This is a genomic window from Neolewinella agarilytica, assembly GCF_900110645.1.
Classification (GTDB): Bacteria; Bacteroidota; Bacteroidia; order Chitinophagales; family Saprospiraceae; genus Neolewinella; species Neolewinella agarilytica.
Genome location: NZ_FOFB01000019.1, coordinates 60,842 through 77,456, shown reverse-complemented (window position 1 = coordinate 77,456; position 16,615 = coordinate 60,842). Strand labels below are relative to the sequence as shown.

Sequence of the window (16,615 nt, the reverse complement as noted above, 5' to 3'; positions counted from 1 at the left end):
TGATAAATAGCAATGAGTACCGTTCCTACAGCTGAATCAGCCGGAGGCTGCTGGCGCGCGTCCCATCCGTCAATTGAAGGTGATAGACGCCGGCGGGGAGGTCAAGGTCTAACGGATGGTTCCCCGTCAGCATTTGCCCACTCCAAAGCTTGCGGCCGGTGCCATCTATCAGCACGGCATCCAGCGTAGTGGGAAGGTGGTTATTGATCGTCCAGGGGCCGCGACCGGGGTTGGGGTAGGCCTCTACAGATCCTTCCGGTAGCGTGGGCAGGGTGGTGCTGACCAGTGCGGAACAGTCGATGGTTTGGGCTAGATCGTCATTCATATCAAAGGCGACGACGTAGGATTCTCCGTTACAGTCTAGGGTAACTTCGTAAGTGCCTTTGAACCCACGAACGGTGGCTTTGCCATCGTTGTCAGTAGTCAGGTCAGCGTCCGTCCACCATTCGTTGAAGACGAGGTCCACAAAAGCAGCATGAGCAGGGGTTTCGTTAAAGCCGCCATCGTAAAGATTGGCTCCGGGGTTGGCCCAGGTATCGACGTCCCAGAAATTCCAGAACATAAAGCTCTCGACGCTTTCGTGGCTGAAGGTAGCGGTAAGGAAGTCTGCCAGGTAATCAGCAGCCAATTCTTCAGGTACGTTTCTTGGCAGATCAAATTCCGTGATTTTTGCCTGCAGGCCAAACGCTTCGTGGAAATCGTCCAGGGTACCCAGAATGTCGTAAATGCTATTGGGCGAAGCGCCCAGGTGGGCCTGGAATCCGACGCCGTCCATCGGAGCGCCCTGATCCAGCATCTCCTGAATGAAGGATTTATACTGGTTGTAAAGGGCTCCGTCGGTGTTTTTCAGCGACATAGTGATGTAGTCGTTGATGTATAACTCTGCATCAGGTGCGAGCTCGCGGGCTCTCTTGAACACTTCGGCGTAGATTTCCCGGCCGGTGGTGTAGCCCGGGGTGCCACGAAGGGCTGCGGCCAGATCCGTATTGGTGTTGACTTCGTTCAACACGTCCCAATCGGTCACGTACTGATCAAAATTCTTTGTTTCCAGAAAGTCTACCAGGTGCTTTTCGATTTCTCCCTTCAGATAATCCGGGTTGTTGCTGTTTTGCTCCATCCGGTCGGGCATATTGCTCCAGCCCGGCCAGAGCAGCACGTGCCCGCGGACGTCGATGTCCATCTCGCTAAGAAGCTGCATGTTCCGGATGGTTTGCTCATTAGTGGAGACCCATTCGTCTTCCCAGGCGGGCCACTTCAGGTCGTTTTCATAAACGACAGCGCTGAAGCCATGCCCGCGGCCGTCGAGGTCGAAGAGTTTGCTGACGTAGGTTGGGTTGTAGCAACGGCCACCGGGAAAACGGCAGGCCTTGATGGCGGTGCCGAAGTCGAAGGCGTGGCGTTGCATGCGCAGCTGTACGTCCGTAGCGGCCATCGGGTTACCGTCAACGTCCAGTACCGTTAGCTCCAGGTCAGACTTACGAATGGATTCAATTCTGTCAGCCGCCGGTGCTCGCCAGGCAGCATCTGCTTCGAAGCCACCGTATTCATCATTGTTGAGGTCGCTGGGGAGTTGATCCAAGGGCACGCTGTTGCCGTAGTTAAGCAAGGCAAATCCTCCGACTTCGACGTTTTGTTGGCGGGAGCCCAGGTGCAGACCGGTGGTCAGGCCGCCAACCGGATGATTACGGGTGGAAATGTCCATGGCAATAAAATAGCGCCTCCAGGTTTCGGTGAGTTCAACATTGATGTTGACCTCTTTTTCGTAAGTATCATTCCTTTCACAAATGAGGGAGACCTGGCCGGTGGAGTTCCCGGCTTCGGTGGGGGAAACCCGGAGGTAAATTACCCACAGCACCTTGTCTCCAATATTGACGGGTTGGGTATTGCTGATGTTCCAGCCGGCATCCCAGGGATTTAGCAGGCCACCGGGGACGCTGAACTTCAATATACGGGTGAAGTCCTGATCAGAAACAGTACCACTGGTTTGGGCCATACCATAGCCACCGGAGGCCGAGAAGTTTTCCACCTCAGAATCGTGTGTCGGGTAGGTTGCACCGGTGAGGGTGTACTGAGTGCTTAGCCAGGTAGTGAGTGTCGTGTGGTAAGCATCTGGCTGAGCGGTCAGCAGCCCCATACAAAGGCTGGTTAAAAGGAGTAGTGTAATTCGCATAATGGACTTTTAAAATTTATTAATGCACGATCGTGTGAAGCTAAATTTAAGGGCTGGAGAAGGAATTTGACAACTTCCCGGAGGGGAATAACGTGATGGAGACAAAGCAATCGAATGTATTTGCGGAAAGCTTGTACTTTCGCTGGCAGATCAAGAAAAAATCAGATGAAAACCAACCTCGTATTACTGTTAGGCTTGCTTTTATTATCCGCCTGTAAGGCGGACGCTGACCTGCGGGAAAACCCTGCTGACAACGTTTCTGAGCCTGCACCTGCGGCCGCGCCTGAGCAGGATGCTGTTCCCTCTAAAGTTATTTCCGTAGACGGCATTTCTGCCGATGACCGTACGTATGTACCTAACGAGCGCTTTGGGAAAATCACCGCCAATACTACGCCGGAACAACTGGTGGAGTACTACGGAGAAGAGAATGTAAAGAAAGACAGTATTCACCTGGGGGAAGGATATTACCTGGCGGGGTACAAGCTTTTTCCGGGCACTCCCTCAGAAGCTTCCCTGCTTTTTCCCGGTGGGAAGGCCCAGCTTCGGGATATGCAGGTCACCGTTGACCTAACGGCAACGGATTGGAAAGCTGCACAAACGGGCATTAAGATTGGTACAACTATGGAAGAACTGGAACGCCTTAACGGTGGCCCCTTTAGCTTCTACGGATTTGAATGGGATTACGCCGGAGCGGTGACCGATTGGAAAGGGGGCGCGCTGAAAGACTACCGGCTTCGGGTATCCTACGATTTTGAGAACCGGAAAAAAACGGTTCTTCATCCTTCCATTACGGGAGAACAGGAGACCAGTAGTGAGAACCCGGCACTGAAAGGACTGGATGTGAAAGTGATACAAATTATTGTCCGCTTGCCGGTCCTGGAAAAGCAGATCGGGAAGAATTAAACAGCTAAGGTGGCGAGCACGCAGGTGCAGAGCGAGGATTAAGAAAGCAGGGTAGGTTAAAAGCCCTTTTTATCGCCTTACCTTTGTCTTCCCAATTACTACCTCGCCTATGCGCTTTCTTTTTTCTGTTATCCTGCTGGCTTTCTGTTCATCTCTGTTCGCTAATGATCTGACGGCAAGGCTGCGCTTACTGTTGCCGGGTGAAGAGCCCGGGACCGTTAATACCCGTCAGTTCCTCTATCAGCGGGTAAATCAGCTGTTGCTTACCCTGGAGGAGGAAGATAAGGTGGATCGGAAGTCGGTAAAGAAAAAAATCAGCAGGATAGAATCACGTTTACGCAAGGACCTGTTTCGCACTTACAACTCCAATGCCGACCTGGCGGATGCTTTCCGGGTAGGGAGCTATAACGACGCTACGGCAGCGGTATTGACGGCTTTGGCCTACGAGCATTTTGAATTGGATTACGATGGGTATGTAGACCATTGGGAAGCCTATCTCATCGTCGACCCCGAGGGGCGTAAGGAAGTGATACGCCGCCCCGGAAGCAGAAAGCGAAAAGAGGGAGAAGAGGCTACCTTCAGAAAGGAGTATTTGTCCATGGTCGGGACGACCATGGAGGTGGATTTTACCGGGGCAGACCAGGCGGGTATGGACAAGAAGTTTGAGGAGTACTTCTATGATTCCTCTAACAAACTCTCTTTTGGCCAGCTGTCGGCCTACCTTCAGTTCAGGCGTGCGCAGGCGGCTTACACGGCTGAAGACTACGATGAAGCCATTGTCCGGCTGGAGAAAGCACTTAAGCGGGAGGAGCGACCGGCCTTTCTGGTGTTAAAGCGGGCGGCGGAGTTGCAGATTGCCGCCAGAGATCGTCCGGAAGTGGAAGGAGACATTAATGAATTTTTTCAGTTGTGGGCGGAGAACCCCGCTAACCGGTACTTGCCAGCGGCCATTCTGCAACACTTTGATGAGCAGCAGCGCCTGCTGCTGGCCCAGGGGCGGGAAGACCTGGCGACTAAGTTGCTGGGCGATTACCTGAGCCGGTCCCCCGCTGGAAGCGGGGAATGGGCCACGGAACTTGGTCGGCTGCAACGGCTGCGCCTGCTGACGCACTTCCACCAGCGCGGACGGATCGACCGGGCCAAAACCATTGCGGATGAGTTGTTTGCGGAGACGCCTGACAACGAGACGGTACGCTACGTATTGGGAGAGTTGGTGATTGACGGCCTGCGCCGCGCAGGCGGCAGTGGGGCTGTTTTTACCGAACAGGTGGAAGCCGCTGCGGAGAAATATCCCTTCATCCGAACCCAGGACCGCTTTGCGGACCTGCTGCTGCGGGAACTCGCCTGGAAGGTGAGGGACCTTTACGCTGAGGACCGCCCGGACCTGGCGAGCCTTGCCCTGGAACGATTCCGACAGTCGCTGGTAGATATCCCCATCGGCCGGGAACGCAATCTTTGGACGCTGACGGCTTTCGTTGCGGCTTCCAATTATCATTTCAGGGTAGAAGATTACCGCAGTGCCCGACAATACATTGATGAGGCGCTGAGCTACTCGCCGGAGGATCCCTATCTGACGCACCGGCGCTTTGTGTTGGGGCGGTATTGAGGGGGGGGACTTACCACTTTCCGTCCTCCTCCGGAATTTCCAGCAGATTGAACAGAAAGCCTTCCCAGATCAATTGAATATAGACATCTCCGCCTTCCCGGTCATAATGATCCAGGTTGAGCTTGTGCTTCCATTCGTCGAAGAGAAAAAAGGAACGACCGAAATGATCGGATAGCGGCTGCAGCAGGTTCTCACCGAAGCTTTCCCGGGTAACGAATAGGGAGGGTAAGGACTGCCGCAGGATGGGGTCTTTTTGCTGACGGGCCTTGACGTAGCTATTGGGGTAGGGGAATTTTGGTGGAGATTGTATGTTGGGGCGGGGGCTACTCTCCGTCGTCCAGTCGTGGTGGAGGGAAAGGAAGTGATCCTGGTTCTCGCGGTCGAGGCCAGCCATTTTAGCTAGGGTCATGCCGTGGGTGGGCCGGTTTTTGAAGGCGTAAGTGCTCGTGTCGATGGCCAGGATGGGGTGACCATCGGCGATCAGGGTATCGAGGATGGTCTGGGCGGCGAGGAGACCGGCACGGACGGTCCAATGGTGGTCCGTGCGGTAATATAGGTTGTGGGTTTCTGCGTCGTTTTTTTGGCGTGCACGCAGGTGCAGTGGAGGGTGTAAGGCAGCGTAAGCCCGTAGCGGCGTGTGGAGGTCGATGTAGCGAAGATCGGTAGACCCGAGCGCGGCGTAGAGCTGACGGACGGCGTATTCCTGATTAAGAGGACGGACATGACCGGGCAGGTACTGGGGATATACGTGGTGTTTCAGGGGGGCGATGGCCAGGTAGTATTGGCCTCCTCTTGCTTCGATGCTGTCTTTGCGGGCCAGTAACTCTGCGGTGACTTTCCGCAGTTCCTCTGGGCTGAAGCGACGCTTACCCCGGTAGATGTCAAGCTGCAGACCGCCCTTATAGAGCCAGTCATCTTCGCCAAGCACGACCAGGTCGGGCAGGGGAGAGCGACGATTGGTGAAGGCGCGAAGCTGGCCGTTGAAGCGCTGAAAGAGTCCTCGCCAGGGAAAGTTGTCGTTGAACCAGGCCTCTGCATCCCGGGGGAAAGGATCGAGATAATCGATACGAAGTTCAGGGGCGGGTTTCTTGGCTTTATTATTAAAACTCTGCACCTGCGTCAGCGCCCCGAAAAACGCAGCATCCGCCCAGGCCACAATCAATAGAGTGGCGAAGGCGATGGGCAGACCGTAGCGGAGGGCGTTTGACATCAGAAGCGGAAGTAGATGAAGGGGTTGAGGGAGTTGTTGACCAGGGCGTTGGTGGAGAGGAGGAAAAGGGTTAGGAGGAGGGTGATTTGGAGGATTTGGGTAAAAGTACCGGGAAGTTTTTCGGGTACATCTGTACTTGTACCGGAAACGCTTTCGGGTATATCTGTACTTGTACCCGAAAATAGCCATTTCCCCCAGGGCCACCCCAACAAAACCGCCACCAAGCTCACCACCGTAAGCTCCCGATCCCAGTAGAAAGCCCAGTCGAAAGGCACCGTTGTTGTACTGAGCCCGAGCATCGCTGTGTAATAATCCAGGGACAGCGCCACGCTCTCCGTTCGAAACAGCACCCAGCCGATGAGTACCACCAGGAAGGCATAGGGCACGTTCTCCAGCGGCCACCAGCGCTGCCGTTCGAGTACGATGAAAAGCCCGTGCCAAAGGCCCCAGATAACAAAGGCCCACGCTGCTCCGTGCCAGATGCCCGTAGCCAGAAACACCAGGAGCAGGTTGCGCATCGTGCGCCACTCTCCACCCCGGCTGCCGCCGAGGGGGACGTACAGGTAGTCCCGAAACCATGCCCCGAGCGTGATGTGCCATCTCCGCCAGAACTCCCGGATGCTTTTACTGGCGTAGGGGAAGTTGAAGTTCTCCGGAATGCGGAAGCCAAAGAGGAGGCCGAGCCCGATGGCCATATCTGAATACCCGCTGAAGTCATAATAGATCTGCCCGGCGTAGAGCAGCACCCCGGCCCAGGCGGTGAAGGCGTCCATTGTGGCGAAGTCGAGCGCAAAAATCTCCTCAACCACCGCCGCCAGTGTGTTGGCGATGAGTACCTTTTTAGCCAGTCCGTACAGAAAGCGTTGTAAACCCTCGGCGGTTTTGTCCCAGCTGATGGATCGTTGGTCAATCTGCTGGTTCATGTCTTTATAGCGAACGATCGGACCGGCAATCAGCTGCGGAAAAAAGGAGATATACAGCCCCAGGCGGAAAGGATTGCGCTGTGCTTCGGTAGTACCCCGGTAAGTGTCCACCAGGTAGGAGATTGCCTGGAAGGTATAAAAGCTGATGCCCAGAGGCAGGGCAATACGCGGTAACTCGAAAGTGGGAATGGCCAGGAGGCGCAGCAGATCGTTGGCTTCGCCAACGGCAAAAGCGGCGTACTTGAAGTAAGCCAGCGTTCCGAGATTAACCACTATTCCCGCCGCCAGCCAAAGCTTTTTTGTTGACCGGTGAAGCTGTAAACCAACTCCATAATTCATCACAATGCTAAAAAGCAGAACGCCCGTATAACTCACGCCGCCCCAGGCGTAGACCAGCAGGCTCATCAGTAGCAGCCAACCATTGCGGGCTACTTTGGGCAAGAGTAAACTTCCACTCCAGATGATGGGAAGCGCCAGCCAGAGAAAGATGAGGGAGGAGAAGAGCAAATTGAGTCAGGAAGTCAAATTAGTTAAGGAGTCGGATAGTCAAGCAGTCAGATAGTCAAGCAGTCAGATAGTCGGAGAGTCAAGTAATTGACCTGCCATGATCAGATCGATTTAGGAATTGTTGAGATTTGACAGAGAGGCACTTGCTGACTAGATCGTCTCTACTTCCTCCAGCCTGAACCGCCAGAGGATAATCATCCCCATCGCAAAGAAGAAAGAAAGTGCTAATAGGCTGAGGCGCATACTGCCGGTGAGGAGGTCAAGCCCCGCAAAAATGAAGGTGCCCATTACGATGGCCATTTTCTCCAGAATATCATAAAAGCTGAAATAGGAGGTGACGTCCTCCCGGGTGGGAATAAGCTTAGCGTAAGTGCTGCGGCTCATACTTTGAATGCCGCCCATCACTAAGCCTACGGCCGCTGCAACACCATAAAAGGTCGATTTGCCCTGCACGAAGTACCCCGCCAGGCAAATGCAAAACCAAATGACGAGTTGAAAGTAGATGGCCGCTTTATTACCGTAGCGTTTACTGACTGAAGCAGCAAGGTAAGCCCCACCGATAGCAACAATCTGTAATATCAGGACGACCTGAATCAGTTCACTGGTTTCAAACCCCAACTCTTTAGCCGCGAATAAAGAGGCCAGGAAAATGACTGTTTGTACTCCGGCAGAATAGCTGAAAAAAGCGCCCAGAAAGCGAAGCGTTTGGGGAGAAGCTTTGACCTTTTTCCAGACAGATTGGAACTCCTCTACTCCCTTTTTAGCCACATCGGCCAGTCCGGCACTCTTTTTTCGAACATCGTCCGGCAGTCGGGAAAAGGAAATGTAGCCGAAAACGAGCCACCAGATACCGACGGTAACAAAGGCCAGGCGCGTTGCCATGCCGGTATCTGGAATACCAAACAGCTCTGGCTTAAGCACCATCGCCAGGTTGAGGATCAGCAGTAGTACGGAGCCTACATAACCCATGGCAAAGCCTTTGGCGCTAAGCTTGTCAAAGCGGTCTACCGTAGCGATAACGGGCAAAAAACTGTTGTAAAAGACGAGCCCGCCCGCAAAACCTATGAGGCCGAGCATGAAGCCAATGGTTCCCAGCCACAGGTCGCCCATATCCTGGAAGAAATAGAGGCTCAGGCAGCCTAATCCTCCAATAGTGGTAAAAGCCTGAAGAAAAAACTTCCGCCGCCCGCCCGCATCAGCGATACCTGACAGAACGGGGGAAAGCGCCGCAATGATCAGGTAGCTGATACTGATCGTGAAGGCGAGCCAGGAGCTGTTACTGAACTGCATGCCCAAAGCCGTGAATTCCTTATCGATAACGGCTTCGAAGTAAGGCGGGAAAATAGCCGTCGTAATCACCAGTGCGAAGGCGGAGTTGGCCCAGTCGAAAAGAGCCCAGCCGTTCATCGTCCGGCGGTCGTTGAGTTGTTGCAGCATGCTGCCAAGATAGGTGCTATTTCTGTTCAGCAGTAATTTTTGGCGCCTCGCGCAGGTGCAATAATTGTTTATGGGCAGGGAACCGTCCAAAACGGCTCCGGATTCTTATAAACCAAAATAACAAAGAATCAAAATACCAACCTACCTTACTGCCATGAAAACCGCCGTCTTTCCCGGATCCTTTGATCCCATCACCACCGGCCACGCGGAGCTGGTGCGTCGTGCTGTTCCGCTGTTCGACAAGATTGTCGTTGCCGTAGGCGTCAACAGCCAGAAGAAATACCTCTTCCCCCTCGAGCAACGCCTCGCCTGGCTCAATGAAGTCTTCGCCGATGAGCCAACCGTAGAAGTCAGCAGCTTCGAAGGCCTCACCGCTCACTTCTGCAACGAGATCGGTGCCCGCTATTTATTGCGGGGCCTTCGGAACGCCAGCGACTTCGACTACGAGAAAACCATCTCTCAGCTCAACGACATCGTCGGGGAAGGGCTGGAAACCGTTTTTCTCATCAGCCAACCGGCCTTCTCGCACATCAGCTCCACCATCGTGCGCGAGATCATCAAGGGTGGGGGAGACGCTACGCCCTTTTTGCCGGAGGGGGTGAAGGTCTAACTGTTTGTACCGCCGACTTCAGTCGGCGCCTAACGTCGACTGAAGTCGACGCTACAAGCGAGCCCGGATTCGGATTATCATTGAAATCAGCAGGCCCAATAGCATTGCAATCGTGCCGAACCAGAAGAGATTGATCCCCGGGAACTCAATGGCCTGCAGGGCCAGCCAGTCCGAACGCGAAGAATTAGTCGCTACGGCAACGGGAATCTTCAGCTCCCCCCGTGGCGGTGCCTCGGCAATGAGTAAGGTCGCCTCGCTGGTTTCCGGATTAAGGTTGACCAGGTTAGAGAATAAACCCAGCTCCCGGTGCTCGTCCCGAATCCGGCTTGGAGTTTTATCCCGGATAATGAAGACGGGCTCCATCGTGCCGGTGGTTCCGTCGAGGGCCGTGATGTCAATCACGGCGCTTACGGCAATGTCTCCCTCCCGGGGGGCGTAATGGTCCACCTCCGGCTGAGGCTTGAAGCTGCGGAAGGTGAGGCGCTTGTCCCCAACGGTAAAGGTAGACCCGGGCTTCAGCACGAACTCCTCGTAGTCCAGTTCCTCCTCTGCCACCAGCAGCTGGTCAAAGACGGATTCATCGATCTTAATCCGCGTGGCGATCTCATTGATCTGAGCGGGGTAGTGGTAGAGCAGACCTTCGCGTAAAACGAGGGCTACTTCTTTCTGGTAGGTTTCCGTATCCCGCCCCCGCTGGATGAGCACCGTCGCGCCAACGCCAATGTCTCCGGCTTCGGCTACGTACTCCGGGTGGGTAGGCACCCGCTTGAAGTCGGTCAGGCTGAGGGCAAAGTTGCGAATCATGAAGGTGTCCGGCTCCCGGATCTTCAGGGTGTCCTTGAAGGCAAAGGAATCGCCCACCGTCATGGGGTAAACCCGATACTTCAGGCTGTCCTCCTTGGCTTCTTTAGCTTTGATGCTCTGCTCTTCCTCGGGCAAGCTCATGATGACCGTGAAGACATCCTTATTCCAGTAATGCTTCGTGCTGGGGTTCGTGATGGCAATCTTCTCGAAGGTCTTATCGTAGAGAATATTGGGCTCCAGCTGGAACTCTTCGATGACGTTTCCGGCCTCGTCCCGTTGCTTGTAGTCTACCTGATAGGTCCGGTTATAACCATGAATGCTGTCTCCCCGGAGGGTAAGCTCATAGTTCTCCATGACCATGGGTTCATCCTTGATGAGGATGACGGTGGTGCGGACGAGTTCTTCGTCGTCACTCAGCCCCTCCATCAGGAACTGGTTCTGGCTGATGATGCGCTTGTTAGCACCACTGGCAAGAATGCCAATCAGCATGATGCCAAATCCGATATGACTCAGGCTGCTGCCGAAGACCTTTACATCCTTACTGATGAAGCGAATCAGGTAGTCGGCGTTTGTCCACACCGCAAACCAACCGGAGAAAAGCATCAGTTTCCACTGCCAGGGACCTGCGTCAATCCAGAGGAGCGTTAGCCAGGAACAAAACAATGCACCTGCGACCGCGGCCCCTGAATGCAGTAAGAACGAGCGAATGTGTTTGCTGAAGTCCCGCTCCCGCCAGCGCAGAAAGTGCGCGATGCCCGAGAGGATACCGATGAAAATGCCAATCCAGATCTGGAAGCGGTTGTGGTGGTCTTCCGGGTCCGTGAGCGATAGCCCGTCGAACAGCGGATTAAAGTATTCCCGGATTTCATTGTACACGGGCAGGCTCGTTGAGCCCGTAATCAGGACGGCAGACATGAACAACACCAGGCTGCCGATGAACATCCAGAACTCGCGGCTACTCAGTGATTCTTCTTTTTCCGGAACCGGGATACTGTGCCAGCGCCAGGCCATGAGGCCAATGCTTCCCAGCCCGTAAAAACCCAGGAAAAACAGTAGTTGTGCTTCCAGGCCCATCTCCGTAAAAGCGTGGACGGAGGTGTCTCCCAGCACGCCCGACCGGGTCAGGAACGTACTGTAAATGATCATCACGAAAGTGAAGAGATAGAAGAGGTAAGTGGCCCGTATTCCCTGCCCGGTGGCCCGGCTGATCAGGTTGGTATGCAAGCCGGCAACGAGTAAAAGCCAGGGCACGAGGCTGGTGTTTTCTACCGGGTCCCAGGCCCAGTACCCTCCGAAGTTGAGTGCTTCGTAGGCCCAGGCGGCGCCCATCAGGATGCCGATGCCAAGGATGCCGGCACTGAACAGACTCCAGCGCAGGGCAGGCTTTAGCCATTCTTTGTGTTGGCCCGTCCACAGCCCCGCTACGGCGAAGGCGAAAGGAACTACCGTACTGGCAAAGCCCAGGAACAAAGTAGGCGGGTGGATGGTCATCCAATAGTTTTGCAGGCTGGGGTTGAGGCCGCTGCCTTTAAGCAGCGAGACATAATCCGCCTGCTGAAATATGGGGGCTTCGATGGTCTCCCGCAGCAATAACATCGGGCTGGAACCAAGTTTTAGCACCCAGTCGCCAACACCAAAGTGGACACCCAGAATCATACTGACAATGATCACCTGAACCGAGCAGAGAACCGTCATCACGGGCCGCTCCCACCTGCGGGCTGTCACCATCAGCACGTAGCCCAGGATGACGTGCCAGAACATCCACAGCAAAAAACTGCCCTCCTGACCTTCCCAAAAGGCTGAGAAAATATAGCGTTGCTGCAGGTCACCGCTCACATGACTACTCACATAACTGTACTCGTAGTACTGGTTGAGCATGGCGTAAAAGATCGTACCAATGACGGTGAAAACCGCTGCGCCGTGCGCCAGAAAGGCCAGCTGTCCGAGGCGTCCCCAACGGTTACTGCGCAGCTTCTCTTCCCGGTGATGGGTGGCTTTAAAGTAGCTGAACCCACTCAGGATCGCGCCAAAAAACGCCAGTAGCATCGCAAAGTGACCGATGTAGCGGGGGCCGAGGTGTTCGCCGATGTATTGTATTTCTTCCAATGGTAGTAGTGTAGTTCTGTGGTAATGTAGTGATGTAGTGCCGTGTAGCATGTGTGACGGGCACTACATTACTACACTAATACATTACTATGTTACTCCGTCAGTTCTTTAATCATCGATTCTTCATCCTTATACTTGCTCGGGCACTTGAGCTGCACGTCTTTAGCGATAAACTTCTCGCCTTCCATGCGGCCGGTAAGGACGATGGACTCGGACATCTCGAAATCCTGCGGCTTACCCATCAGCAGGAGGACTTCCCGCTCGGTACCTGCCTGATCTTCGAGGAAGAAGGTGAACTTGTTGGGGTCCTTCATGGGCTCGAAAACCATAGGTTTGTCTTTCACCAGGGTGCCGACCAGCTTTACGGATTCGCCGCTTTCGGCGGCGGTTTCAAAGTCAGCGTAAGGTGCCACTTCTCCACCGGCGTTGACGACCAGTGCGATGGCTACGATGGCCATGATGAGGGCGATGATATATGTCTTTTTCATAACGGCATGAATTTGGGCGCTGCACGCAGGTGCAAAGAGATACTGAAACGCAGGGGGGAACCCACCGCCCTTCGCTGTGCGAAGGTACGGTGAGGGAGGCCGCCGGCGGTCAGATTTGGGTCAAGTTGTGCAGCGTAAAAATCACTTGTTTGCCGGCTTTCTGCTCAGTCCCACCAAATGCGCCACAATGACGAGCGGTACAATCACTGCCGGCAACAAGTTATAGGGAGCTTTCAGCACCGCTACGTTGGGCTGCTCAAAGCCAAATTGCTGGAAGGAAAACGGTACGGAAAGCACCGCCGTGGCGATAATGTTGATAAGCAGGATAAGCCCTACGATGTGCCAGATCTTAATCAGGGTAGGCGAGATCATCCCTTTGCCGTAGCCGAAGTAGATGATGGCCGGCGCCGTGAGCCCCATCACAATGTCGAAGTTATTTCCGCTAAAGGTCATGATCTCGGGGATACTGCCCTGAAGGAAAAGAGAATAAAGCACTAGCTCTACGGGGACGCGAACGACATGGACCCAGGTCAGCTTTTTCAGGTCGAGGCTATTAAGGAAGGCTTTCCCACGCTCACTGGTGAAAAGCCAGATGATGAGGGCAATGGCCGGCAATACGTTCAGTAAAAATCTTGGCGGGATCGCCTCCGTATTTTCGTAAAATCCCGTGGCCGCCACCGCAAACTGAATCAGGGCATAAACGAATATTCCCGCCCAAAGCCGCCAGTCACTTTTGCCCGCTGCCCGGGAGAACAGCTCAATGGTGAGACCGACGATAAGGGCAAAACAGGTGGCCAGGAAAGAGGGAGACATGTAGTAATAGTTATTTCTGTACAACAATCTATGTAAAATTTCACTCTGGCTGGTCTTGAAACTAGCTTAGCTGCCAGCATACGGGCTAAAATAATTTTTCAGCCGGACTATACTCAGGCTACAGCCAGGTACAATTTCAATTCACGAGTAGAATGTGTGCTAAGAAACAAGCAACCTGGCTGAAACAACTTCGGATATGAGCAGAGTAATTTTCTTACTGTTAGTGATTGTGGGTTCGTTCAACCTGTACGGAGACGCTCCCCCCAGAACGGAACGACTGTATCTGTCCGGAACAGGAAAAGACAATACGGTCACCTGGGACTTTTTCGTGTCGGAAGGAATGAACAGCAAACAATGGTCTACCATCGAAGTACCATCTTGCTGGGAACTGCAGGGCTTCGGTGCCTACAACTATGGTCATGATGATTTTGATGATCGCCTAAACGAGTATGGGCTGTATAAATACGAGTTTCAGGTTCCCGATTCATGGGGAAAAGACGAGATAAGAATTGTCTTCGAAGGCGTTATGACGGATGCTGAGGTGAAAATAAACGGTAAGATGGCGGGCCCCGTTCACCAGGGGGCTTTCTATGAATTTAAATACCCGATAAGTGACTTACTTAATTATGATGGTGTAAATACTCTTGAGGTAAGAGTGGATAAAGCTTCATCGAACGAATCCATCAACCACGCAGAGCGTAAGGCGGATTTTTGGATTTTCGGAGGAATTTTCCGACCAGTCTATCTGGAAAGATTACCCGCCGATCATATTGACCGGGTAGCTACAGACGCGCAGGCGGATGGCTCCATCAACGCTGATGTCTACATCAGATCAGACAAAGCAGAACGTATAGAACTGGAACTTTACGAGCTCGATGGAACACCGGTTCGAAATGTTTCGATGCAAAACCTGATGAAAGAGCAGGATAAGTGGAGCATTAAGGCAAAAGCGCCCGATGTTAAGACCTGGAACCCGGAATCGCCTAAGCTCTATACCTTAAGGTTCAACTTGCTGGATACCAGGGGAGCAATAGTACACCAAGTCGATCAGCGGATTGGTTTTCGAACAGTAGAAGTTCTGGAAAGTGACGGAATCTACGTGAATGATGTCCGGATTAAATTAAAAGGGGTGAATCGCCACTCCTTCTATCCTGAGTCCGGAAGAACAACCTCAAGAGCTTTGAGCATCGAGCATGTGAAAATGATGAAAGAGATGAATATGAACGCGGTGCGGATGTCTCATTATCCGCCTGATGTTCATTTTCTGGATGTTTGTGACTCTTTGGGCTTATTCGTAATCGATGAGGTTTGTACCTGGCATAAGCCAAAACTGGATACGGAGGTCGGCCGGAAAATTGTGCGTGAAACAGTCATCCGGGACGTAAACCATCCATCGATAATCCTTTGGGCCAACGGTAACGAAACCGGTTGGAATACGGAGTTGGACGACGACTATGCCCGATGGGATATTCAACAGAGAGAAGTGATTCACCCCTGGAACATCTTCAGGAAAACGAATACCTTGCATTATTTCAACTACCATGCTTTAGCCAATGATGCTTATTCTGCTGATCGCATATTATTCCCGACGGAGTTTCTACATGGCTTGTACGATGGAGGGCACGGAGCGGGCCTGGACGATTACTGGAAACTCATGTGGAATATGCCAACCGTGGCTGGCGGTTTTTTGTGGGATTTTGCGGACGAAGCCGTAGTACGGACCGATAAGAACGGAGTGCTTGATACCGATGGTAATCACGCCGCCGATGGCATCGTTGGGCCCTACGGTGAAAAGGAAGCCAGTTTCTTCACCATAAAGGAAATTTGGTCTCCGGTTTACGTTGAAGATCGTTTTATCCGAGAAGATTTTAATGGCGTTTTTCGGGTGGAGAACCGTTATCACTTCACTTCTTTGGATAACTGCACGATGACGGCCAAATGGATGAGGTTTAGCGGGCCGGACGATGCTGTTGATGGTCTTGTATTAGACCAGCGAAAGGTTAATCTGCCTGCCTTAAACCCAGGCGAAAAAGGATCTTTCTTCGTTGAAAAACCTGCCGGATGGACATCGGCGCATGCGCTTCACCTCACCGCCACCGATAAGAACGGAAACGAAATTTTCACCTGGTCCTATCCCGTAATGAGACCAGAGGAAGTAAGACCTCAGCCTGGTGGCAGTACCGAAGAAAACAAGCTTGAGTCATCCGTTGAAAATGACCGGATAACTGTGCAGGCCGGAAATATGACCTATACGTTTTCCGGAGAAAACGGTAGGCTCCTCAAGGTGCTGAAGGGCAATGAACTGATCCCCTTAAGGGACGGCCCCACTATTTTAGGCCATCAGGATAAGGTAGATACCATTACCGTATCTGGATCGAAAGAGAAGATAGAAATTGTAACGCTCTTTGAAAAAACCAATAAGTCGCCAGCCTGGGCAAGTGTCAAAGAAAAAAGTGCCGACAGAGTACAGTGGACGGTGTATCCCGATGGCCTGCTGAATCTTTACGTAGAGTTTAAAGGAAAAAGGATCGCTGAAGACTTAAAAGGGATCAGCTTTTCATTTCCGGAGTCGGCCGTAAAGCATAAAAAGTGGCTTGGTGACGGCCCTTATCGGGTCTGGCGAAACCGTATGAAGGGCAGCAGATTCCAGGTCTGGGAAAATGAGTATAACAACACGGTTACGGGGGAGGCAGGCATGGAATACCCTGAGTTTAAAGGGTATTTTTCCAATTTGTACTGGGCAAAGGTAGAGGGCAGGAACAACAACGGTTTTACCGTTTTTTGTCATTCTCCCCAGACCTTTTTCCGTATGCTAAGCCCCAAAGCCCACGAGGCCGGTGGTGATCCCAAAAAGCGAGTGTCTCCATATTTTCCGGCAGGAGATATTTCATTCCTCAAAAATATCGCTCCGATTGGCACAAAGTTTCAGCATCCAGAAACGATGGGCCCTCAGGGAAACGCTGAAAATTACTTTGGCAATGACGATAACCCCATGCTAATGGAGCTGACGTTTAAGTTCTGAGGCAGCATCGGCTAAG

General features: G+C 53.0%; 11 protein-coding genes. 4 read left to right on the top strand and 7 right to left on the bottom strand.

Features of this window, described 5'->3' with window-relative positions; genetic code table 11:
* Window positions 1–25: 25 nt before the first annotated feature.
* A complete protein-coding gene (locus tag BM123_RS16335; protein ID WP_090170488.1) occupies window positions 26–2,170 on the bottom strand; it encodes an endo-1,4-beta-xylanase in 2,145 nt (714 codons plus the stop codon).
* A 165-nt stretch (window positions 2,171–2,335) separates the two neighbouring features.
* On the opposite strand from BM123_RS16335, the gene BM123_RS16330 reads away from it, so the two are divergent.
* On the top strand, window positions 2,336–3,073 hold the full coding sequence (locus tag BM123_RS16330) for a hypothetical protein (protein ID WP_090170485.1): 738 nt from the start codon (window positions 2,336–2,338) through the stop codon (window positions 3,071–3,073).
* Window positions 3,074–3,182: 109 nt separating this feature from the next.
* Window positions 3,183–4,679 (top strand): hypothetical protein, encoded by a 1,497-nt coding sequence (locus tag BM123_RS16325; RefSeq protein ID WP_090170483.1) that lies wholly within the window; start codon window positions 3,183–3,185, stop codon window positions 4,677–4,679.
* Between the two features lie 10 nt (window positions 4,680–4,689).
* Here BM123_RS16325 and BM123_RS16320 read toward each other — a convergent pair whose 3' ends face one another.
* The 3 genes from BM123_RS16320 to BM123_RS16310 all read right to left on the bottom strand — a co-directional run bounded on the left by BM123_RS16320 (window position 4,690) and on the right by BM123_RS16310 (window position 8,756).
* Complete coding sequence (locus BM123_RS16320) at window positions 4,690–5,889, bottom strand: alginate O-acetyltransferase AlgX-related protein (protein ID WP_090170481.1); 1,200 nt, start codon at window positions 5,887–5,889, stop codon at window positions 4,690–4,692.
* Entirely contained in the window at window positions 5,889–7,319 is a 1,431-nt protein-coding gene (locus BM123_RS16315; protein WP_090170478.1) for an MBOAT family O-acyltransferase, read from the bottom strand. Before BM123_RS16315 ends, BM123_RS16320 begins: the two co-directional genes overlap by 1 nt.
* 150 nt (window positions 7,320–7,469) lie before the next feature.
* Window positions 7,470–8,756, bottom strand: coding sequence for an MFS transporter (locus BM123_RS16310; RefSeq protein ID WP_090170475.1), 1,287 nt, complete (start codon window positions 8,754–8,756; stop codon window positions 7,470–7,472).
* A 154-nt stretch (window positions 8,757–8,910) separates the two neighbouring features.
* Here BM123_RS16310 and coaD point away from each other — a divergent pair, with 154 nt between their 5' ends.
* Window positions 8,911–9,366, top strand: a complete 456-nt coding sequence (gene coaD, locus BM123_RS16305; protein WP_090170473.1) for a pantetheine-phosphate adenylyltransferase — start codon at window positions 8,911–8,913, stop codon at window positions 9,364–9,366.
* A 51-nt stretch (window positions 9,367–9,417) separates the two neighbouring features.
* On the opposite strand, the gene ccsA is transcribed toward coaD, so the two are convergent.
* From ccsA to BM123_RS16290, 3 genes are all read right to left on the bottom strand, one after another.
* Window positions 9,418–12,276, bottom strand: a complete 2,859-nt coding sequence (gene ccsA / locus BM123_RS16300; protein ID WP_090170471.1) for a cytochrome c biogenesis protein CcsA — start codon at window positions 12,274–12,276, stop codon at window positions 9,418–9,420.
* Window positions 12,277–12,368: 92 nt separating this feature from the next.
* Window positions 12,369–12,764 carry a cytochrome c maturation protein CcmE domain-containing protein gene (locus tag BM123_RS16295; RefSeq protein ID WP_090170469.1) on the bottom strand — a complete coding sequence of 132 codons (396 nt, stop codon included), beginning with the start codon at window positions 12,762–12,764 and terminating at the stop codon, window positions 12,369–12,371.
* A gap of 141 nt (window positions 12,765–12,905) precedes the next feature.
* Window positions 12,906–13,577 carry a hypothetical protein gene (locus BM123_RS16290; protein WP_090170467.1) on the bottom strand — a complete coding sequence of 224 codons (672 nt, stop codon included), beginning with the start codon at window positions 13,575–13,577 and terminating at the stop codon, window positions 12,906–12,908.
* Between the two features lie 196 nt (window positions 13,578–13,773).
* Here BM123_RS16290 and BM123_RS16285 point away from each other — a divergent pair, with 196 nt between their 5' ends.
* The gene (locus BM123_RS16285; RefSeq protein WP_090170465.1) at window positions 13,774–16,599 is read left to right on the top strand and encodes a glycoside hydrolase family 2 protein; all 2,826 of its coding nucleotides are present in this window, start codon (window positions 13,774–13,776) and stop codon (window positions 16,597–16,599) included.
* The last annotated feature ends 16 nt before the right edge of the window (window positions 16,600–16,615 follow it).